Below are 20857 nucleotides of genomic sequence, written 5' to 3'. Positions count from 1 at the left end.
AGGTCCGACGTGCTGGCACCCCGCGAGGTCGACGAGTACGTCCTGCCCACCGAGCGCCGGGTGATCCGGTTCCGGCGGCACTGGGCGGTGATCGTCAGCGAGGTGCTGCAGGCCGTCGTCCTGTTCGTCCTGCTCGCGCTGGGTGCGGCGTTCCTGCCGCAGAACGTCGTGCTCGACAACCTGTTCTGGTACGGCGCGCTGCTGGTGCTGCTCAAGACCAGCTACAAGGTCAGCGAGTGGTGGGTCGAGAAGGTCGTCGTCACCGACAAGCGCGTGATGCTCACCAAGGGGATCTTCACCCACAGCGTCGGCATGATGCCGCTGACCAAGGTCACCGACCTCAGCTTCGTGCGCACCCTCAACGGCCGCCTGCTGGGCTACGGGACGATGGTCATCGAGTCGGCAGGCCAGATCCAGGCGCTCAACCGGATCGACTTCCTGCCCGACCCCGAAGAGGTCTACGAGGCGATCTCCGAGCTGGTGTTCGGCGACAAGCGCCAGACCCGGTCGTACACGCTGCCCGGATCGGGGTTCGGCGCAGCCCGCGGCCGCCGCCGCTGAACACTGTGCGCGTGACGATCGATCTCCACACCCACTCCACGGTCTCCGACGGCACCGAGACGCCCACCGAGCTGCTCGCCACCGCCCGGGCCGCGGGCGTCACCGTGCTGGCGCTGACCGACCACGACACCACCGCGGGCTGGGACGAGGCCGCCGCGGCCCGGCCGAGCGGGATGACGCTGGTGCGCGGTGCGGAGTTCTCCACCGAGAGCCCCGACGGGCGCGGCGGGACGGTCACCGCGCACCTCCTGGGCTACCTGTTCGACCCCGACGCCCCGGAGATCCGCGCCGAGCAGGAGCGGCTGCGGGCCTCGCGACGGGACCGCGTGCGGGCGATGGGGGTGCGGATGGCCGCCGGCGGCCTGCCGATCGACGCCGACGAGCTGCTGGCCCGGCTGCCCGCCGACTCGCCGGCCGGGCGACCGCACCTGGGCCGGGCGCTCGTCGACGCGGGCGTGGTGGGTTCGGTGTCCGAGGCGTTCGAGCACATCCTGCGCAAGGACGGGCCCTACTACGTCGAGAAGGAGAACACCCCGATCGCGACGGCCGTCGCGATGATCCGCGCGGCCGGCGGCGTGGCGGTGTTCGCCCACCCCTTCGCGCGCAAGAAGGGCCCGATCGTCGAGGCGTCGGTGCTGGCGGACCTGGCGGGCGAGGGGCTCGCCGGGATCGAGGTCGACCACCCCGACCACGCGCCGGCCGACCGCGCCACCCTGCGCGACGTGGCGGCGGCGACCGGGCTCCTCGCGACCGGGTCCAGCGACTACCACGGCACCAACAAGACGACGCCGATCGCGGCCGAGACCACCGACCCGGCGGTGCTCGAGGCGCTCGTGGCGCGTGCGAGCGGCGCGGAGGTGCTCGCCTAGTCTGGGCGGTGATGAGCCTGCAGCTGGGTCTGGACGGCATGCCCGCCCGCCTGGTCCGCGTGACGCCGTCGCGCCTCGCCACGTGGGAGGACTGCCGGCGGCGGTACCGCCTCACCTACCTCGACCGGCCGCCGCCGCCGCGGGGCGGGCCGCGGGCGGCGAGCACACTGGGCGCGGTGGTGCACAACGCGCTGCACGCCGTGCTCGGCGAGCCCCCGGCCCGGCGCAGCGGCCCGCGCGCCGCCGCCGAGGTGGAGCGCCGCTGGTCGAGCGAGGGCTTCCGCGACGACGCGCAGGCCGCGGTGTACCGCGAGCGGGCCCGCGGCTGGGTGGCCGAGTACGTCGAGCGCCACGCCGTCCCCGACGCCCCGGAGCCCCAGGGCGAGCCGGTGGGCCGCGAGCGCTGGCTCAGCGCGCCGGTCGGCACGATCGTCGCCGAGGGCCGCGCCGACCGTCTCGACGACCGCGACGGCGAGATCGTCGTCGTCGACTACAAGACCGGCCGGCGCGTGCCCGACACCGAGGACGTGCGGCGCTCGCCGGCGCTGGCGCTCTACGCGCTCGCGGTGCGCCGGGTGCTGCGCCGCCCGTGCCGGCGCGTCGAGCTGCACCACCTGCCCAGCGGCACCGTGGCCGCCGCCGACCACGACGAGGACTCCCTCGCCGCGCACCGCGCGCGGGCCGAGGCGTCGGCGGCCGGACTCGCGGGGGCCGCCGAGGCGTGGGAGGCCGCGCCGTCGCGCACCGAGGACCTCTTCCCGCCCGCCCCGGGCCCCCGCTGCGGGGCGTGCGACGTGCGCCACCACTGCCCCGAGGGCCGGGCCGCCGCGCCGGCCGACGTCGCCTGGTCGGGGTTGGCGCCGTGAGCCACGCCCACCCCGACCCCCACCGCGACCCCGACGCCACCCCCACACCGCCGTGGGGCGGCACCCCGCGGTCCGCCCCCACCCGCGGCCGGAGCGCCACCGGCCGCCCGACGCCGCCCAGCGGGTTCGCCACGCCGGCGCCGGGGTTCTCCACCGCCGGCATCCCGCGGGCGCAGCGCCGCGACCGCCTCGCCCGGCCCCGCCGCCGCGCCGTCGCGGTCGCCCGCGTGCTGGCGGGCGGGCTCGTGGTGCTGGCGGTGGTGGTGCTGCTCGCGCCGGTGCTGCTCGGCGGCCCCGGGCCGGGCGCCGACACCGTCGCCGGGCACCTCATCGGCGCCGTCCTCGCCGTCGGGGCCACGGCCGTCGCCGCGCACCGTCGCACCGCCTCGGGGCCCGCGATCGCCGCCGCGGCGGCGGTGCCGGTGATCCTGCTGGCCGTGCTGTGGTCGTCCTGGTGGGCTTAGTGTCTATTCGCGCAGCCAGGTCCGCCAGGTGGGCACGAGCACGTCGAGCAGCGCCCCCGGGTTCTCGACGTTGGGCGCGTGCGCCGCACCCGGCACCGCGGCGAACTCGGCCTCGAGCCGGTCGGCCATCGCGCGCTGCACGCTGACCGGCCAGGCGTCGTCGTCGATCCCGCACACCACGAGCGTCGGCACGCGCCGCGCGCGGACGGTGGCGACGAGCTCGGCGGTGCGGTCGGGCTCGGCGCGCAGCGCGTCGCCCATGCCCAGCAGGCCCGCCGCCGTCGAGCGCCGCAGACGCTCGCGCAGGAGCGCGACGACCTGCGGGTCGGTCGACGACCACTCGCCTGACGCGTCGCGCAGCGCGACCACCGCCTCGATCCCGCGCCGGCGCAGGACGGGCTCGAGCACGTCGAGCTGGGTGCGGCGCCCGCCCATCGGCAGCTCGCCCGGCCCCGAGTCCATGAGCGTCAGCCCGGACACCGGCGCCCCCGCGAGCAGCGCCGCGCGGGCCACCAGCCCGCCGAACGAGTGCCCGAGCAGCAGCACCCGGCGCCCGGCGGCGGCCTCGTCGGCGACGATCCCGGCCACGATCGCCCCGAGGGCCGCGGGCCGGTGGTCGTTCTCCGCCTCGGGCCCCGGTGACTCGTACTGGCCGGGCAGGTCGACGGCCAGCACCCCGATGCCGCCCGCGGCGATCGGGTCGATCAGCGGCGCGAAGTCCTCCTTGGAGCCCGAGTAGCCGGGCAGGAGCAGCGCCGTCGCCGGCGCCCCGGGGGCCGCGGCCTCCTCGACGGGGTCGGCGCGCAGGGCGGCGAGGGGGCCGTGCGGTGAGTCGACCGTCGTGCGGCGCGCGCGGTGGGGGTGGCACTGCGCCTGCCCGCGCGCGACCGCCACCGTGGTCGGGGTGGCGTCGGGCGGGCGCGGCACGGCGCGCCCCGCGGGATCGGGGGTCTCGGGTCGGCCCACCTCGGTCACTCTGCCGCATCCGGGCGTACGAGAGGTGGCGCGCATCCCTAGCCGGGTGGGCGGAGGGCCACGACGGTCGACCCGCGCAGCTCCACCACGGTCGTCCCGGCCGCGGCCACCGCCACCGGGGCGCCCGCCGGCAGGTCGCGCGCGACGGGGATCGCCGGTCCGCGCGGGGTGCCGGTCTCGGCGTCGAGGACGGCGAGGCCCTCGGGCACCGGGACGAGGACGACGGCTGCGGGCGCGCTGCCCGGCCACGCCGCGCCCGCCCCGAGCGCGCCGGGCACGGTCCAGCGCGGGCGCAGGTCGCCGGCGTCGAGGGCGACGGTCGCGGTGCCCGTCCACCACAGCAGGACCGGGCCGACGGGCCGCACGGCGGCGGCGAGCCCCGGCGGGTCGGTGGTCGGGCCGGCGGCGGGACCGAGGGGGTACAGCGCCTCGGCGAGGGCGCTGAGGTCCGCGGTCTCGGGCGAGGTGGCGACGACGTGCAGGGTGCCGTCCGGTCCGGCCCACGCGGCCCGCTGGTCGGTCAGGGCCACGAGCCGGGCGCCCCGGACGCCCAGCAGCGTGCTGGAGCGCTCCTCGGGCTTCTCCGAGCTCTGGGGGTCGGCGTCGAGCACGGTGAGCCGGTCGGAGTCCTCGCCGGGGCAGCGCTGCACCATGCCGACGGTGCCGCCGCCCACGGCCACCGAGCCGTTGGTGCACCCGGCCCGCGGCTGCGCGTCGGGGGGCTGGACCGGCGTCTCCACCCGGCCCACCTCGGTGGTCAGCACGAGGTCCGAACGCCAGGTCTCGACGTGCTCGGCACCCGTGCCGGTGACGTGGTCGCGGTCGGCGAGCAGCCGGGTGCCCTCGCGCAGGTCGGCGTTGCGGGCCGGACCGCGCGCCCCGGTGCCCGGTTCGAGCGTGGCGACGTCGGAGCACCAGGTGCCCAGCGCGCCCTCGGTGCGGAAGACGGCCAGGACGTCGCCGAAGCCGCTGCCCACGGTGCACGGGGGCTGGGCGCGGCGGTAGCTCCACGCCTCGCGGCCCGTGGCCGGGTCGTGGCCCACGACGCCGTCGGGCCCCGCGGTGATGACGGCGGGACCGACGGCCAGGGGTGCGGGCGTCGCGGGGCTCTCCGCGCGCCACGCCTCGGCGAGCGCGGTGGGGACCGGCCCGTCGGGCGACGGCGCGAGCGGCGGGGTGGCCACCCGCGACGTCGTGCCCGCGCCGTCGCCCGTGGCCAGCACCAGGACGGTGCCGACCACGACGACGACGGCGATCAGCGCGACCGCGACGAGGTCGCCGCGGCGGCGCCGCTCCGGGGCGGGCAGGCGGGCACGCCGCGGGCCCGCCGCCGGCGGGGCGTCCGGCGGGGACGTCGGTGAACTCACCGGCGGGGGACTACTCGGACGCGGGGGCCGACGCCGCCGCGGGGGCGGCCTCGTCGGAGCCGGTGTCCGTACCCGCGTCGGACCCGCCGTTCGACCGCGACCCGGAGCCGCGGCCACCACGACGGCGGCGACGGCGGCGACCGCCGTTGCCGTCGGCGTCGTCCGACGCCTCGGATGCCTCGGGGGCGTCCGAGGTCCCGGTGGCCTCCGTGGCCGTGTCGGTGCCCTCGGTGCCCTCGGTGCCCTCGGTGCCCTCGCCGGCCACCACCTCGCCGCCGCGGCGGGTGCGCGAACGGCGGCGCCGGCCCCGGCCCGGACCGGTGTCGTCGCCGGCGCTCTCGTCGGCCGCGGCGTCCTCGGTCGGGCCGGAGCCCGTGCGGGAGCCGGTGCCGCGCTCACCGCGGGTGCGGCTGCGCGAGCGGTCGCGGGTGCTCTCGCGCGTCTCGCGCTTCGGGCCGTCCTCGGCCTCCTCCTCGGCGGGGCGGCGACGGCGCGCGACGCGCCCGCTCGCCCCCTCCGGGATGTTCATGTCCGCGTAGAGGTGCGGGGAGTTCGAGTACGTCTCCGGCGGCTCGGGCGCCCCGAGCGCCAGGTCGTCCGAGATGAGCTTCCACTTGGGGAGGTCGTCCCAGTCGACCAGCGTCACGGCGATGCCGGTGAGCCCCGCGCGGCCGGTGCGGCCGATGCGGTGGATGTAGGTCTTGGCGTCGTCCGGGCACTGGTAGTTGATGACGTGCGTGACGCCGGTGACGTCGATGCCGCGGGCGGCGACGTCGGTGCAGACCAGCACGTCGATGCGCCCGTCGCGGAACGCCTTGAGCGCGTGCTCGCGGGCGCCCTGCCCGAGGTCGCCGTGCACGGCGCCGACGGCGAACCCGCGCTCGGCGAGCTCCTCCGACACCTTGCTCGCGGTGCGCTTGGTGCGGGTGAACACCATCGTCGGGCCGCGGTCGGTGGCCTGCAGGGTGCGGGCCAGCATCTCGACCTTGTCCAGCGCGTGGGCGCGGTAGACGTACTGCGCGGTCTTCTCGCCGATGGCCGACGAGTCGACCTGCTCGGCGCGGATGTGCGTCGGCTGCGTCAGGAACGTGCGCGACAGCGTGATGATCGGCCCCGGCATGGTGGCCGAGAACAGCATCGTCTGGCGCTGCGCCGGGAGCATGCCGAGGATGCGCTCGACGTCGGGCAGGAAGCCGAGGTCCAGCATCTCGTCGGCCTCGTCGAGGACGAGCCCGCCGATCTTCGCCAGCACGAGGTGACCCTGCTGGGCCAGGTCGAGCAGGCGGCCCGGCGTGCCGACGACGAGGTCGACGCCGCGCTGGAGCGCGGCGATCTGGCTCTCGTACGGGCGGCCGCCGTAGATCGACAGGACGCGGGTGCCGAGGTCGGCGCCGGCGGCCTCGATGTCCTTGGCGACCTGCACGCACAGCTCGCGGGTGGGCACGACGACGAGCACGCGCGGCGTGCCGTCCTCGGTGGGGCGGCCGAAGCGCTGCAGCAGCGGGACGCCGAAGCCCAGCGTCTTGCCGGTGCCGGTGCGCGCCTGGCCGATGAGGTCGTCGCCGGCGAGCGCCAGCGGCAGCGTCAGCTCCTGGATGGCGAAGGTGCGCTCGATGCCGGCGCGCGACAGCGCGGCGACGATCGCGGGGTCGACGCCGAGCTCGGCGAAGGTGGGGGAGTCCTCGGCGACGGGGGCGTCGGCCTTGAGCGGTTCGACGACCGGCTCGTCGTCGGTGTCCCCGTGGGGATCGGACGTGGCGGTGTCGGTGGTGACGGTGGTCAGGGGTCTGCCTCTCTCGCGGCTCGTGCGCACGAGGCGGGCCGGCTGGATCGACCGCGTCGGGGTCGGCGACGACATCCACCGGCTCCGTGGAGCGGGGACCACATCACCGGACGCGGGAGAGCCGGCTGAGGCGCCCGCACGCTCGGGTGCGTCCAGCGGAGCGAGACGGCGACCGGGTGGTCGGCGACGGTGCAAGCCCCCGCGGGACGACACCATGGTAACGGTTGGCACTCCGGGCCCGCGTCACCGCCGGTCCGGGCGTCCTGGCCCTAGGGTGATCGGCCGTGACCGAGCCCGATCCCGAGGCCCCCGACGCCGCGGCCGACGCCTCGGCCGACGCCCCGGCCGCGTCCGTCGACCTGCTCGGCGCCGTCGCCTACGGCGCGCTGACCGCGTTCACCCGGCTCGCGGCCGACGCCGCGCTGGCGCCGGACCTCACCGGGCGCGCCGAGATGGCCGCCCTCGCCGCCGTCGAGATGGCGCACGTCGAGCGCGTGCGCGCGCACCTCGCGGCGCGGGGTGTGGACCTCGTCACCGCGATGGCGCCCTTCGCCGCGGTGCTCGACGCCTTCGCGGCGCGCACCGCGTCCCGCGACTGGGGCGAGGCCCTGATCGGCGCGTACGTCGGCCGCACGCTCGCCGTCGACCTCGTCGCGGCCACCGGGGCGGTGGGCGGAGACGACGCCGGTGAGGCGGCCGAACTGCTGCGCGGACCCGACGTGGCCCGCGAGGCCGCGGGCGAGAGCGGGTTCGACGCCTTCGCCGAGCGGGCGGTGGCCGAGCTCGTCGCCGACGAGCGCAGCCGCGCCAAGCTCGCGCTGTGGGGACGCCGGCTGCTGGGGGAGACGCTCGCGGCGGCCGCGGAGGCCCTCGACGAGCACCCCGCGACGTCGTCCGCCCTGCTCGGCGGCACCTCGCGCGGTGCGGTGTTCAAGGCACTGAAGTCGCGGCACTCGCGGCGCCTGCACGCGCTCGGGCTGTAGAGCCGACAGAGCCGACGCTGAGCCGACCCGCCCGCGCCGAGGTGGACTAGCCTCGCGCGGGCACCGGACGTGGGACAGGTCGAGCTGGAGGAACGCGTGGAGGTCAAGATCGGCGTGGCGGAGAGCCCGCGCGAGCTGGTGGTCGCGAGCGACAAGACGCCGGACGAGGTGCAGTCGCTCGTCGACGCGGCACTGGGCTCCGACGGCGGGACGCTCGTGCTCTCCGACGACAAGGGCCGCCGGTACGTCATCCCCGCGGCCCGCATCGCCTACGTGGAGATCGCGCCCTCCGAGGGCCGCCGCGTGGGCTTCGGGGTGGGCTGAGACAGGTCCGACCCGGAGAGGTCGATGCGGCGGGCCGGCCGAGACCGGTCCGCCGCGATCACCCCTCCTGGCGGGGGAACCCGCCGATGCCACGCCAGGCGAGCTGGGACATCAGCGTGATCGCGTCCTCGCGCGGCGGCTGCAGGCCCGCGGCCAGCCAGTAGCGCGCCGCGGTGGTCGATAGCCCCACGAGCCCGACCGCGAGCAGGCGCGCCCGCTCGGGCTCGAGCCCGGCGTCGGTGGTGACGGCCTCGGTGACCGCGTCGATGCAGTCCGACGTGGCGCGGTCGACCAGCGCCGCGACCTCGGGCGTCGCGCGGGTGTCGGTCTCGAACACCAGCCGCATCGCGCCGTCACGGGACGAGACGACGTCGAAGTAGGCCTGGATGGTCGCGTGCACGCGCGCCTTGTTGTCGGTGGTGGAGCGGATCGCCGCCCGCACCGTGCGCACCATGTCGTCCGCCGCGCCCTGCACCAGCGCCCGGTACAGGTCGAGCTTGCCGGGGAAGTGCTGGTAGAGCACAGGCTTGCTCACGCCCGCGCGCTCGGCGATCTCGTCCATGGCCGCGGCGTGGTAGCCGCGGGCGCCGAACACCTCGCGCGCCGCGTCGAGCAGCTGCACGCGGCGCGCGGACCGCGTCATGCGTGGCCGCCCCGCCGCGATGCCGGGGCTCTCCGGGCTCATCCGCCCACCCCCGATCCGACCTCGAAGGGGCAGCACCGGTGTGGACCGCCCCTGGGGTGGCCGACATTACCCATCGGGTGGCCACGGCGCGTGTCTCGCCACGCGCGGGCCGAACGCACGGTCGGCCGGATCCCCGACGTTCACCGCGGGGTCACACCCGGATCACCGGGGGGACACCCCATGATGGTGGGCATGATCGTCCGTCCCGACCCGCCGCTGGCGCCCGTGTCGGCGCTCGGGCCGCTGGGCACGGTGGCGGCGCCGACGCCCTGGTGGCCCGGCCGCGACGTCCCCGTCGGTCCCGCCGGCACCCCGCTGCACGTCCGCGAGACGCCCGGCCCGGCCGGCGGGACCGCGGTGTACGTCCACGGGCTCGGCGGGTCGTCGAACAACTGGACCGAGCTCGCCGGCGCGCTCTCCGGGCGCTGCCGCGGGTTCGCGGTGGACCTGCCCGGCTTCGGGCGCACCCCGCCCCCCACCACCGGCGACTACCGCCCCGCCGCGCACGCCGCCGTGGTCACCGCGTACCTCGACGACCTGCGCCGGCAGGGCTCGGGCCCCGTGCACCTGCTGGGCAACTCCCTCGGCGGCGCGGTGTCGCTGCTGATCGCCGCGCGGCGCCCCGACCTCGTGCGCACGCTGACCCTCGTCAGCCCCGCGATGCCCGACCTGCGTCCCCTGCCCTCGCGCATCGGCGGCGGGCGCGCCGCGCTGGCCCTGCTGCCGCTGCTCGGCGGCCGGGCGCGCGCCGAGCGGACGCCCGTGCCCCGCGCGAGCGCCTCGCCCGCACCATGGCCCTGTGCCACGCCGACCCCGACGGCGTCGGGCCCCGGGCGCTCGCCATGGCCACCGCGGAGGCCGAGGAGCGTGCCGCGCTGGCCTGGGCGCCCGAGGCCCTGAACCGCTCGTTCCTCGGGCTCCTGGGCACGTGGGTGGCGCCGCCGCCGCGCTCGCTGTGGGCCGCCGCTGCCCGCGTGGCCGCGCCGACGCTGGTGGTGTGGGGCGAGCTCGACCGCCTCGTCGGTGTCGGCCGCGCCGCGCGCACCGCCGCGACCCTGCCGGCCGGGCGGCTGCTGCGCCTCGAGGGCGTCGGCCACGTCGCCCAGATCGAGCGCCCGCAGGTCGTCGCGCGCGCCGTGCTGGGCCTGCTCGACGCCGCCGCCGACGGGTCCTGGGCGGGCGCCGACCCGGCCGCCGGCGACGATCACGGAAGTACCCGGGCGTCACGGGGCGTGACTCGGTCGGGCCGTTCGGCGTATGGGACAGTGCCCGTGTGACCCGCCCGGCCAGGCGCACCGCCGACGGGGAGGACGCGACCGCCGACTCCCCGTCCGAGTCGGCACCCCCGGGACGGGCGCGCGGCAGCCGCGCGGAGACCGTCGAGGACCGCCCGCCCGAGCCGCGTCCGACCCGCGAGGCCCCCGGCCGCCGTCGGCCGGCGTCCGCGCGGCGCGGTCCGGCCGCCTCGGTCCTGCGGTCGTGGCGGACCTGGGTCGTCCCCGCGCTGGTGGTGCTCACGGTGCTGGCGGTGATCGAGGCCGTGTCGCCCGACGGCGACCCCGGCTCCGCGTCGCCGCTGCTCGCGCCGGTCGCCGCCCCGCCGCCGGTGGTGGGCGAGGCCCCGCCGGGCGTCGGGCAGAACGTCGACATCCCGACCGCCGAGCTCCCCGCCGGCGGCGCCTTCCCGGCCACGGGCGCGGGCACCTGGCACGTCGTGCCGGGCACCACCGCGCAGGTCGGCACCGGGCGGGTGTGGACCTACATGGTCGAGGTCGAGGACGGCATCACGATCACCGAGGGCGAGCAGGCCTTCGCCACCGCCGTCGACGCCACGCTGACCGACCCGCGCAGCTGGGTCGGCTCCGGGCAGCTCGCCGTGCGGCGCATCGACACCGGCGTGCCCGACTTCCGCGTCAGCCTCACCGCGCAGGGCACCGCGCGGGGGCAGTGCGGCTACTCGATCCGCTACGACGCCTCGTGCTGGAAGTCCGACATCGGGCGTGTGCTCATCAACGGGGCCCGCTGGGTGCGCGGCGCCGGCGCGTTCGACGGCCAGCTGGGGCTCTACCGCCAGTACGCGATCAACCACGAGGTCGGGCACGTGTTCAACAACCCGCACGTGCCGTGCCCCGTGAACGGCGGCCTCGCGCCGGTGATGATGCAGCAGAGCTTCGGCACGGCGAACGACTACCTCGCGCAGCTCACCGAGGAGAACCCGCAGGGCACGCAGATCCCGCGCGACGGGAAGACGTGCGCCCCCAACGCCTGGCCCTACCCGCAGGGCGCGGTGCCGGCGGCGGGCTGACGCCGCCCCGGGAACACAGCCGGTGCCGTCGCGGTTGTGCGCGTAGAGGATCCGAGCATTCGAGAGGGAGTTGAGCGCCGTCATGGCATCCCTGCCGCCCCTGGTGGAGCCGGCCGCGGAGCTGACCAAGGACGAGGTCGCCCGGTACAGCCGCCACCTGATCATCCCCGACGTGGGGGTCGACGGGCAGAAGCGCCTGAAGAACGCGAAGGTGCTGGTCGTCGGCGCGGGCGGGCTCGGCAGCCCCGCGCTGCTGTACCTGGCCGCCGCGGGCGTGGGCACGCTCGGCGTCGTCGACTTCGACGTCGTCGACGAGTCGAACCTGCAGCGCCAGGTCATCCACGGTCAGTCGGACATCGGCAAGCCCAAGGCCCAGTCGGCCAAGGAGTCCGTCGCCGAGATCAACCCGCTCGTCACGGTGAACCTCCACGAGGTCCCGCTGGACTCGTCGAACGCGCTGGACATCTTCCGCGACTACGACCTGATCCTCGACGGCACCGACAACTTCGCCACGCGCTACCTCGTCAACGACGCGGCGGTGCTGTTGGGCAAGCCGTACGTGTGGGGCTCGATCTTCCGCTTCGAGGGCCAGGTCTCGGTCTTCTGGGAGGACGCCCCGAACGGCCAGGGCCTGAACTACCGGCACCTCTACCCCGAGCCCCCGCCGCCGGGCATGGTCCCGTCGTGCGCCGAGGGCGGCGTGCTGGGCGTGCTCTGCGCGTCGATCGGCTCGATCATGGTCACCGAGGCGATCAAGCTGATCACGGGCATCGGTGACACCCTGCTCGGCCGTCTGAAGATCTACGACGCGCTGGACATGGAGTACCGCGAGGTCAAGATCCGTCGCGACCCGAACGCGGCCGAGATCACCGAGCTCATCGACTACGAGGCCTTCTGCGGCACCGTCTCCGACGACGCCCAGTCCGCCGCGGCCGGCCACACGATCACCGCGCCCGAGCTCAAGCAGAAGATGGACGCGGGCGACAAGTTCGAGCTCATCGACGTGCGCGAGCCCCACGAGTGGGAGATCGTGCGCATCCCCGGCGCCAAGCTGATCCCGAAGGACAAGATCCTCTCGGGCGAGGCGTTCGCCGAGATCCCGCAGGACCGCCAGACGATCCTGTACTGCAAGTCGGGCGTGCGCTCCGCCGAGGCGCTCTCCGCGCTGCAGAAGGCGGGCTTCTCCAACGCCGTGCACGTGGGCGGCGGGGTCACCGGCTGGGCGCAGCAGGTCGACACCACGCTGCCGACCTACTAGGCGCGCCCCTCGTACGGAACGAACGCGCCGTTCGCTGCTTCTAGCGCAGCGAACGGCGCGTTCCTGTCGGTAGGGGCGGGGCTCAGGCGCCGGTGCCCGCTCCCGCGCCCGCCGGGGTGCGCACGGCCGTCGTGCGGTCGGCGTCCTCGTCGGGCTCGTCGCCGCCCTCGAACTCCTGCTCGATCGCGTCGCGCACCAGCGAGGGGTCGTTCAGCGCGGCCTGGAAGCGCACGTCGTCCCGGTCGCCGTTCCACCCCGAGACCACCATGACGGCGACGGTGTTGCCGATGACGTTGGTCAGCGCGCGGCCCTCGCTCATGATCCGGTCGATGCCGGCGATGATCGCGATGCCGATGGCGATCGACTCCACGGTGTAGAACTCGCCGCCGAACGCCTGCAGCGAGGCCGCCAGGGTGACCAGGCCCGCGCCGGACACGCCCGCCGCGCCCTTGGACGTCAGCAGCATCAGCGCGACGAGGCCGATCTGGATGCCCCACGGCAGGTCCTGCCCGCCGGCCTGGGCGATGAACAGCGCCGCCATCGTCAGGTAGATGCAGGTGCCGTCGAGGTTGAACGAGTACCCGGTGGGCAGCACCATGCTGACCGTCGAGCGCGACGCCCCGGCCGACTCGAGCTTGGCCAGCAGCCGCGGCAGCACCGTCTCCGACGAGGACGTGCCGACGATGATGAGGATCTCGTCCTTGATCATCCGGATCAGCTTGAAGATGTTGAACCCGGAGAGCGCGGAGACCCCGCCGAGGATCACGACCACGAACAGCGCGCACGTGCCCCAGAAGGTCACCATCAGCGCGGCCAGGTTGCCGAGGCTCTCGCCGCCGAGGGCGCCCACGGTGTACGCGATGCCGCCGAACGCCGCGAGCGGCGCCAGGAACATGATCAGCCGGATCATGCCGAAGATGACCTTGGCGAACAGGTCGATCCCGCCGACCACGCGCTTGCGCAGCGCGGGGGCGAGCATCGACGTCGCCGCGGCCACGAGGATGGCCAGCACCAGCACGCGCAGGATCTCGTTCTCGACGAACGGGCCGACGAAGCTGTCGGGCAGCAGCGTGTCGGTGATGAACCCGATCGCGCCGCCCTCGTCGCCGCCCTCGGCGATGTCGGCCTGCGCCTCGGCGAGCGTCGAGGGGTCGGGTGGGATGGGCGGGAAGCCCGCGCCGGGCTTGACGAGGTTGACGACGATCAGCCCGAGGCCCAGGGCCAGGAGCGTCATCAGCAGGAAGTACCCCAGCGCCCGCGCCGCGATCCCGCCCGCGGCGGCGAGGCTGCCGATCGAGGCGATCCCGACGATGACCGTGCAGAAGATCACCGGCGCGGTGATCATCTTGATGAGCTGGATGAAGATGTCGGGCAGGAACTTGAGCTCCGAGGCGAAGTCGGGGGCCGCGAGGCCGACCACGACGCCGGCCGTGATGCCCACCACCACCCAGAACCACAGCTGGGTCCACACCCGGCCGCGACCCGACGACCCGCTGGGCCTCGGCTCGGGTCGCGCGTCCGCTTCCTGCGTCGACATCGGTGTCTCCTCCCGGGACGGGGTGGCGTGGGTCTCACCCCGGGGTGAGGCTAGGGCGGCGACCACGGCGTCGGCGACGCGAACGTGTCCGAGTTGGGCAAGTGTTGAGGAAGCGGGGCTTTCGGTGCTCGTCGTGCTGGTCGAGGACAGCGAGGCGGTCCGCGACGCGCTGGGCGCCGCCCTGCGCGCGGCCGGCTACCGCGTCCGGCCCGTGGGCACCGGGGCCGCGGCGCTCGAGGCCGTCACCGGGCCCGCCGCGGCCGCCGACCCGCCCGACATCGTGCTGCTCGACCTCGGCCTGCCCGACCTCGACGGCGTCGAGGTGTGCCGGCGGCTGCGCGCCCGCTCGGCGGTGCCGGTGATCGCGGTGACCGCGCGGGGGCACCAGCAGGCGCGCGTGCTGGGCCTGCGCAGCGGCGCCGACGACTACGTCGTCAAGCCCTTCGCCATCGACGAGCTCACCGCGCGCATGGAGGCCGTGCTGCGCCGGACCGCCGGGCACGTGGTGGCGCCGGTGGTCGTGGCCGGCCCGCTGCGCATCGACCTCGCGCGCCGCGTCGTCGAGGTCGACGGGACGGAGGTGGCGCTGCGGCGCAAGGAGTTCGACCTGCTCGCCGCCCTCGCCCGCCGCGACGGCGCCGTCGTGCCCCGCGCCGACCTGCTCGACGACGTCTGGGGGCTCCCGCCCGACGACCCGGGCCGCGAGGCGGGGCTGCACTCGCTGGAGGTCCACGTCGCGGCGCTGCGCAACAAGCTCGACGCGCCCGGCACCGTGGTCACCGTGCGGGGCGTGGGCTACCGCCTGACCTCCGGGGACTGAACCCGCACCGGCAGCGTCACCGTGAACACGGTGCCCCGGCCGTCGGGCCCCGCGCCGACGTCGAGACGCCCGCCGCGGCGGTCCACCACGCGGCGGACGAGCGCGAGGCCCAGGCCGCGCCGGCTCCCGTCGCCCTCCTTCGTCGACCAGCCCGGGGTGAACGCGGCGTCCGGGTCGGCGAGGCCCGGCCCGTCGTCGGCCACCCGCACCACGACGGCGCCGTCGGCGGCGTGGACGTCGAGCTCCACCGTGCCGCCCCGCCCGGCGTGCGCGCTCTCGAGCGCCGCGTCGAGGGCGTTGTCGAGCAGGTTGCCGACGACGGTGACGCGGTCGGTCGACGCCTGCTCGTCGCCGGCGTCGCCCGGGTCCAGCGCGGTGCGCGGCCCGATGCGCAGCGCGAGGCCCCGGTCGCGGGCGTCGGTGGCCTTGTCCAGCACGAGCGCCGCGAGGGCGGGGTCGGCGAGGCGCTCGCGCAGGTCGGTGTCCTCTCCGCCGTCACCGCCCAGCAGGTCGCGGGTCCAGCGCTGGGCGAGGTCGCGGGCGTCGTCCTGCGCGCCCAGCTCGATGAGCGTCGACACCGCCTGCAGGTGGTTCGCGTGCTCGTGCGCGGCGAAGCGCAGCGCGCGGGTCACCGAGCGCGCGTCGTCGAGCTCGCGCGTCATGGCCTCGAGCTCGGTGCGGTCCCGCAGGGTCACCACGAGGTCGCGGGTCGGGCCTGTGACCTCCGCGCGGTTGACCAGCAGCAGCCGCTCACCCACGAGCAGCGTCTCGTCGGTGACGGGGGAGTCGTCGGCGAGGCGCTCGCGCAGGGCGGGGTCGACGCCGAGCTCGTCGAGCGTGGGCCCGGCCGCCCGCGTCGGGTCGACGGGGGCGGGCAGGTCGAGCAGCCGCGCGGCCTCGGCGTTCATGACGACCACCCGGCCCGTGCCCGCGGCCAGCACCAGCAGGCCCTCGCGCATCGCGGCCATGACGGCCTCGTGGTGGCGGTGCAGCGCGGTGATCTCGCGCGGCTCAAGGCCGAGGGTGTCGCGCTTGACCCGGCGCGCCGCGAGCCACGCGAGCCCCACGCCCAGCGCGATCGCCACCGCGGCCGCCAGCGCGAGCACCGCGAGCTCGCGGGCGATCCGGTCGGCGACCTCGACGCGCAGCTGGCCCACGGCGACCATCCCCACCACCGCGCCGTCGGGGCCGCGCACCGGCACGATCGCCCGCACCGACAGCCCCAGCGTGCCCGGGAACGTCTCCACCAGTGTCGCGCCGGCGGCCGCGGGAGCGAAGGTGCCCTGGTAGGTCTCACCGATCCGGGCCGGCTCCGGGTGGCTCAGGCGCGTGCCGGCGGGGTCCATGACCGTCACGAACGAGACGCCGGTGCCGAGCCGCGCCGCCTCGGCCGCCGGCTGCACGCGGGCGACGTCCCGCGCGGCGACCGCGTCGGCCAGGCCGGGCGCCGACGCGAGGGCGACGGCCACCGCGCGGACCTTGTCCGCGGCGTCCTGCTCGATCGTCTGGCGCGTCGTCCAGGCGCTGACGCCGCCGGCGATCACCGCGGTCAGCACGACGGTCACGATCTCGAGCACGAGCAGGCGCCGCACGAGCCGCGAGCCCCGCCGCGCCCCGGTGGTCGTCACCCGGCGACCGTCGCGTCCCGGGTCGCCGCGCGCAAGCGGCGCCCGCCCGCCCGTGGTGATCACCGTGTGCGACCGCTCGCGGTGGGAGCAGCGGCGCCGACCCGGCGCCCGCCCGGTCCCCGGCCCGTCGCCCGCCCGTGACGTCCGCGGACCCGGGCGGGCCGTGGGCGCGGGGCGCGGTGTGGTGTCGCCCTCGACGCGCCGTCGCTGGTCGCGGTGGGTGCCGCCACCGTCACCGCGGAAACGGACACCACGGGACAGCACGGGACGGACCCGGCGCGGTCCGCCCCGCCCGGGGTGCCGTGCCGCGTGACCCTCCGCGCGAGCTGGCTATCGTTCGGTGCACGACGAGGTGACGGGCAGGACACGACACGGTCACGGAAAGCGGGGGTGACGACGCACGGTGACGACCACGCACACGCGGAGCGCCCGCCCGACCCGACCGCCCCGCCGATGGGGCATCTGGACGATGACCGCGGTCCTCGTCGTCATGGTGCTCACCGTGCTCTTCGTCGCCGGGCTGGTGAACGCGAGCATCGGCAACGACGCGCACGCGCGCCCGTCCGAGGGCCACGACGCCGTGCCGCCCGCGATCAGCACCGGCGGGCCGATCATCGACGCCCGCACCGACCCGGTGCGCTCGGGGCGGCTGCCCGACCGCACGGTCGCGCTGACGTTCGACGACGGGCCCGACCCGACGTGGACCCCCGAGATCCTCGCGGTGCTCGCGCGCCACCAGGTGCCGGGGACGTTCTTCGTGGTCGGGTCGATGGTCACCCGGCACCCCGACATGGCGCAGCGGATCGTCACGTCGGGCTCCGAGCTCGGCGTCCACACGTTCACCCACCCCGACCTCGCCGGCGTCACCGACTGGCGCCGCGACCGCGAGATCGCCGACACCGAGCTGGCCATCGCCGGGGCGACCGGCATCTCCACCCACCTCGTGCGCCCGCCGTTCTCGTCGACCTCGGACGCCCTCGACGACCCGGGCTACGGCACGGTCATCGCCGCCGGCCGCGCCGGCTACGTCACGGTGCTCACCGACGTCGACGGCGAGGACTGGCAGCGCCCCGGCGTCGACGCGATCGTCCGCAACGCGACCCCGCAGAACGGCGCCGGCGCCACGGTCCTGCTCCACGACGCCGGCGGCGACCGCGCGCAGACCGTCGCCGCGCTCGACCGGCTCATCCCGCAGCTGCAGGCGCAGGGCTACCGGTTCTCGACGGTCTCCGACGCGGCCGGCCTCGGCCCGCACGGCCAGCCCGCGCCACCGCGCGACCGCCTCGTCGGCCAGGGCCTGCTCGCCACCGTGGGCGTGGCGCAGGGCGTGGTCACGCTGATGCAGATCGCGCTCATCGGGGTCGGCGGCCTGGTCATCGCCCGGCTGGTCGTCATGCTCGTCGTGGCCCGGCGTCACGCCAAGCGGCGCCGCGACCCGTCGTTCTCGTGGGGCGAGCCGGTGACCGACCCGGTCTCCGTGGTGGTCCCGGCCTACAACGAGGCCGCGAACATCGAGGCCACCGTCCGCTCGATCCTCGCCAACGGCCACCCGCTGGAGGTCGTGGTCGTCGACGACGGGTCGACCGACGGCACCGCCGACCTGCTCGAGGACCTCGCCCTGCCCCGCGTGCGCGTGGTGCGGCAGGAGAACGCGGGCAAGTCGGCGGCGCTCAACCGCGGCGTCGCCGCCGCCCGCCACGACCTCATCGTGATGATCGACGGCGACACGATCTTCCAGCCGGACACCGTCGCCGAGATCGTCGCGCCGTTCGCGGACCCGGCCGTCGGGGCCGTCGCGGGCAACGTCAAGATCGCCAACCGCAAGCGCCTCATCCCGCGCATGCAGCACCTCGAGTACGTCGTCGGCTTCAACGTCGACCGGCGCGTCCAGGACACCTGGGGCGCGATCTCGACGATCCCCGGCGCGGCCGGCGCGTTCCGCCGCGAGGCCGTGCAGGAGGTCGGCGGGCTCTCGTCGGACACCCTCGCCGAGGACACCGACCTGACCATCGCGCTCGGGCGAGCGGGCTACCGCGTCGTGTACGCGGACCGCGCGCTGGCGTGGACCGAGGCGCCGGTGTCGGCCGGGCAGCTGTGGCGCCAGCGGTTCCGGTGGAGCTACGGGACGATGCAGGCGCTGTGGAAGCACCGGCGCGCCCTGCGCGAGCGCGGCGCCTCCGGCCGGATGGGCCGCCTCGGGCTGGCCCACATCGGGGTCTTCCACGTTGCCCTGCCACTGGCCGCGCCCCTCGTCGACCTGCTGTTCGTCTACGGCCTGCTCTTCGGCGACCCGGCGGTGGCGCTGCTGCTGTGGGGCTCGATGCTGCTGCTGCAGTGCATCGCCGCGTTCCTGGCGTTCCGGATGGACGGCGAGCCGCTGGGCCCGCTGTGGGCCCTGCCGGTGCAGCAGATCATGTACCGCCAGCTCATGTACGTGGTGCTGGTGCACGCGGTGGTGTCCGCGGTGACCGGCGCCGGCGTGCGCTGGCAGAAGCTCCAGCGCGTCGGCGCGGTCGCCGAGCACCTCGCCGCGCCACAGGGCCACGACGGCCGCTCGCGTCCCGCCGCCGACCGCCTGCCCGTCCCGGCCACCACGCGCGGCCCGGCACCCGACGCCGCGCCGGCCGAGCCCGCCGACACCCGCGCCCCGCGCACCGGCGGCGGTCGCGAGCGGTGGCTCGACCTGCTGCGGGCGGTGGCGCTGCTGCGCGTCGTCACCTACCACGCCTTCGGCGGCGGCTGGATGAGCATGGTCTTCCCGTCGATGGGCGTGATGTTCGCGCTCGGCGGGTCGCTGATGGTGCAGTCGCTGCGCCGTGGCGAGGCCCTCGACGTCATCGGGCACCGGCTGCGGCGTCTGCTGCCCCCGCTGTGGTTGTTCGGCCTGCTCGCGGTGCCGGTGATGCTCTGGCACGGGTGGGCCGCCCAGGACGCGGACGGCAGCGTGGTCTCGCCGCTGGTGTGGTCGGACCTCCTGTACTGGGTGTTCCCGCTGGTCGACCCGCCGGGCAGCGACTGGGGCTCCGACGCCGTCGTCGGCCTCTGGTACATCCGCGCCTACCTGTGGTTCGTCCTGCTCACGCCGCTGATGCTGTGGTTCTTCCGGCGCCGGCCGCTGGTGGCGCTGGCCATCCCGCTGCTGGTGGTGGGCCTCGACGCCGTGCTCGGCTCGCCGCTGGGGGAGTGGGGCGCGATCGGCCCCGTGCTGGTCGACGGCGGGACGTTCGCCGCCTGCTGGATGCTCGGGTTCGCCCACCGCGAGGGCACGCTGCGCAAGGTCCCGGTGCTGCTCGCGAGCACGGCCGCGGTCGTGCTCGTCGCCGGTGGCCTGTACTGGGCGTTCACGCACCCCGCGGGCGACGACGGCATCGACCTCAACGACATCCCGTTCGCCCAGGCGCTCGTGTCGTTCGGCGCGGTGCTGGTCGTGCTGCGCGTGAGCCCGGCGGTGGCGTGGTTGGAGCGGGTGCCGCTGCTCGGGCGCTTCGTCACGGTGGTCAACGCCCGCGCCATCACGATCTACCTCTGGCACAACGTGGCCATCGCCTTCTCGGCGCCGATCGGCGACCGCTTCGGGTGGGAGTCCGAGGGCCAGCACTTCCTCATCGCGATCTGGCTGGTGGTCGCCGCCGTGCTCGCGTTCGGCTGGGTCGAGGACCTCGCCGCGGGCCGCAAGCTCTCGCTGCTGCCCGACGGCCGCGGCGCGAAGCGCCCCGCCCGCGCGGCGCCCGCCGGCCCGCGCCCGCCGGTGATCCCCAACGACGTGGAGAACGGCGTCACCTCGGCGCTCTCGCAGGGCTCGCTGCTGACCCAGGGGCTGCGCAGCCGCCTCGGCCGCGTCGTCGGCGCCACCCCGCCGCCCGAGGCGCCGTCGCCGTCGGTCGACCGCGTCGCGGCGGTCGTGCCCACCCGCCGTCGCGGACCGGCGCCGGCCCCGATACCGGTCGGCGCGCGCCGCGGGCGGGACACGCCCGTGCCGCTGCCGCCGCCGGTCTCGCCGCCGACCGGGGTGGCGGTGCCCGTGGGGGCACGCGCCGCGGGCGGGCGCTACACCGCGGCGCCCACCGGTGCGGCTCCGGTGCCCGCCCCGCCGCCCCCGCTGCCCTCGCCGGTGCCGACGCCGCCGCGGCCGGTGCCGCCGGCGCCGCCCCGGACCCCGCCGCGGGGTGGGGGGCGCCCGGCGCCGCGCCCGCCCGAGCGCGCGCCCGCCGAGCCGCTGCTGTCGTTCAGCGAGGCGCCCACGCCCCGGCCCCGGGGGTCCGACGACGCCCCCCGGCGCACCGGGCGCCACCACTGGTCGGGCTGAGCGGGCACCGCCCGAAGCGGCGACATCCCCGCGCCGCGCTCGCCGTCGCGCACCCGAGGCCATACCCTGCGACGAGCACGCCGGCGCCGCCCCGCGGACCTCGTCGTGCCCGGTGTCCCCAGCCCC

18 protein-coding genes are annotated in these 20857 nt (G+C 76.3%); 12 read left to right on the top strand and 6 right to left on the bottom strand.

Annotated elements, in window-relative coordinates; all coding sequences use genetic code 11:
• The first annotated feature begins 9 nt into the window (after positions 1 to 9).
• From ACQPX6_RS24105 to ACQPX6_RS24090, 4 genes are read left to right on the top strand one after another with little or no spacing between them, the layout of a single operon-like run.
• Complete coding sequence (locus ACQPX6_RS24105; protein ID WP_433783039.1) at positions 10 to 561, top strand: PH domain-containing protein; 552 nt, start codon at positions 10 to 12, stop codon at positions 559 to 561.
• 11 nt (positions 562 to 572) lie between these two features.
• Positions 573 to 1430 carry a PHP domain-containing protein gene (locus ACQPX6_RS24100; RefSeq protein WP_433783038.1) on the top strand — a complete coding sequence of 286 codons (858 nt, stop codon included), beginning with the start codon at positions 573 to 575 and terminating at the stop codon, positions 1428 to 1430.
• A gap of 11 nt (positions 1431 to 1441) precedes the next feature.
• Positions 1442 to 2296 carry a RecB family exonuclease gene (locus ACQPX6_RS24095; protein WP_433783037.1) on the top strand — a complete coding sequence of 285 codons (855 nt, stop codon included), beginning with the start codon at positions 1442 to 1444 and terminating at the stop codon, positions 2294 to 2296.
• Positions 2293 to 2760, top strand: a complete 468-nt coding sequence (locus ACQPX6_RS24090) for a hypothetical protein (RefSeq protein ID WP_433783035.1) — start codon at positions 2293 to 2295, stop codon at positions 2758 to 2760. Before ACQPX6_RS24095 ends, ACQPX6_RS24090 begins: the two co-directional genes overlap by 4 nt.
• 3 nt (positions 2761 to 2763) lie before the next feature.
• Here the strand turns inward: ACQPX6_RS24090 and ACQPX6_RS24085 are convergent, their stop codons facing one another.
• Genes ACQPX6_RS24085 through ACQPX6_RS24075 form a run of 3 tightly spaced genes read right to left on the bottom strand, consistent with a single transcriptional unit; the run spans position 2764 to position 6960 of the window.
• Entirely contained in the window at positions 2764 to 3726 is a 963-nt protein-coding gene (locus tag ACQPX6_RS24085; protein WP_433783034.1) for an alpha/beta fold hydrolase, read from the bottom strand.
• A gap of 47 nt (positions 3727 to 3773) precedes the next feature.
• Positions 3774 to 5102: an Rv3212 family protein gene (locus ACQPX6_RS24080; RefSeq protein ID WP_433783032.1), complete on the bottom strand. Its 1329-nt coding sequence runs from the start codon at positions 5100 to 5102 to the stop codon at positions 3774 to 3776.
• Positions 5103 to 5112: 10 nt separating this feature from the next.
• Complete coding sequence (locus ACQPX6_RS24075) at positions 5113 to 6960, bottom strand: DEAD/DEAH box helicase (protein WP_433783031.1); 1848 nt, start codon at positions 6958 to 6960, stop codon at positions 5113 to 5115.
• A gap of 209 nt (positions 6961 to 7169) precedes the next feature.
• Here ACQPX6_RS24075 and ACQPX6_RS24070 point away from each other — a divergent pair, with 209 nt between their 5' ends.
• The gene (locus ACQPX6_RS24070) at positions 7170 to 7868 is read left to right on the top strand and encodes a ferritin-like fold-containing protein (RefSeq protein ID WP_433783029.1); all 699 of its coding nucleotides are present in this window, start codon (positions 7170 to 7172) and stop codon (positions 7866 to 7868) included.
• Between the two features lie 96 nt (positions 7869 to 7964).
• A complete protein-coding gene (locus tag ACQPX6_RS24065; protein WP_433788345.1) occupies positions 7965 to 8192 on the top strand; it encodes a DUF3107 domain-containing protein in 228 nt (75 codons plus the stop codon).
• Positions 8193 to 8250: 58 nt separating this feature from the next.
• On the opposite strand, the gene ACQPX6_RS24060 is transcribed toward ACQPX6_RS24065, so the two are convergent.
• Positions 8251 to 8877, bottom strand: a complete 627-nt coding sequence (locus tag ACQPX6_RS24060) for a TetR/AcrR family transcriptional regulator (protein ID WP_433783027.1) — start codon at positions 8875 to 8877, stop codon at positions 8251 to 8253.
• A gap of 192 nt (positions 8878 to 9069) precedes the next feature.
• On the opposite strand from ACQPX6_RS24060, the gene ACQPX6_RS24055 reads away from it, so the two are divergent.
• From ACQPX6_RS24055 to moeZ, 4 genes are all read left to right on the top strand, one after another.
• The gene (locus tag ACQPX6_RS24055; protein WP_433783025.1) at positions 9070 to 9777 is read left to right on the top strand and encodes an alpha/beta fold hydrolase; all 708 of its coding nucleotides are present in this window, start codon (positions 9070 to 9072) and stop codon (positions 9775 to 9777) included.
• Positions 9720 to 10154, top strand: coding sequence for an alpha/beta fold hydrolase (locus ACQPX6_RS24050; protein WP_433783023.1), 435 nt, complete (start codon positions 9720 to 9722; stop codon positions 10152 to 10154). Before ACQPX6_RS24055 ends, ACQPX6_RS24050 begins: the two co-directional genes overlap by 58 nt.
• On the top strand, positions 10151 to 11182 hold the full coding sequence (locus ACQPX6_RS24045; protein WP_433783022.1) for a DUF3152 domain-containing protein: 1032 nt from the start codon (positions 10151 to 10153) through the stop codon (positions 11180 to 11182). Before ACQPX6_RS24050 ends, ACQPX6_RS24045 begins: the two co-directional genes overlap by 4 nt.
• Before the next feature lie 82 nt (positions 11183 to 11264).
• Positions 11265 to 12440: an adenylyltransferase/sulfurtransferase MoeZ gene (gene moeZ, locus ACQPX6_RS24040; RefSeq protein ID WP_433783020.1), complete on the top strand. Its 1176-nt coding sequence runs from the start codon at positions 11265 to 11267 to the stop codon at positions 12438 to 12440.
• Between the two features lie 82 nt (positions 12441 to 12522).
• Here the strand turns inward: moeZ and ACQPX6_RS24035 are convergent, their stop codons facing one another.
• Entirely contained in the window at positions 12523 to 13977 is a 1455-nt protein-coding gene (locus tag ACQPX6_RS24035) for a cation:dicarboxylate symporter family transporter (protein ID WP_433783019.1), read from the bottom strand.
• A 124-nt stretch (positions 13978 to 14101) separates the two neighbouring features.
• On the opposite strand from ACQPX6_RS24035, the gene ACQPX6_RS24030 reads away from it, so the two are divergent.
• Positions 14102 to 14797 (top strand): response regulator transcription factor, encoded by a 696-nt coding sequence (locus ACQPX6_RS24030; RefSeq protein ID WP_433783017.1) that lies wholly within the window; start codon positions 14102 to 14104, stop codon positions 14795 to 14797.
• On the opposite strand, the gene ACQPX6_RS24025 is transcribed toward ACQPX6_RS24030, so the two are convergent.
• Positions 14773 to 16425: an ATP-binding protein gene (locus ACQPX6_RS24025; protein ID WP_433783015.1), complete on the bottom strand. Its 1653-nt coding sequence runs from the start codon at positions 16423 to 16425 to the stop codon at positions 14773 to 14775. The genes ACQPX6_RS24030 and ACQPX6_RS24025 overlap by 25 nt on opposite strands.
• Before the next feature lie 469 nt (positions 16426 to 16894).
• Here ACQPX6_RS24025 and ACQPX6_RS24020 point away from each other — a divergent pair, with 469 nt between their 5' ends.
• Positions 16895 to 20731 carry a glycosyltransferase gene (locus ACQPX6_RS24020; RefSeq protein WP_433783013.1) on the top strand — a complete coding sequence of 1279 codons (3837 nt, stop codon included), beginning with the start codon at positions 16895 to 16897 and terminating at the stop codon, positions 20729 to 20731.
• The last annotated feature ends 126 nt before the right edge of the window (positions 20732 to 20857 follow it).

The sequence above is a fragment of the Actinomycetospora sp. CA-101289 genome, from assembly GCF_050955895.1.
In the GTDB taxonomy this organism is placed as follows: domain Bacteria; phylum Actinomycetota; class Actinomycetes; order Mycobacteriales; family Pseudonocardiaceae; genus Actinomycetospora.
Note: the sequence above shows the minus strand (reverse complement) of the source record. Positions and strands in the feature narration are given on the sequence as shown.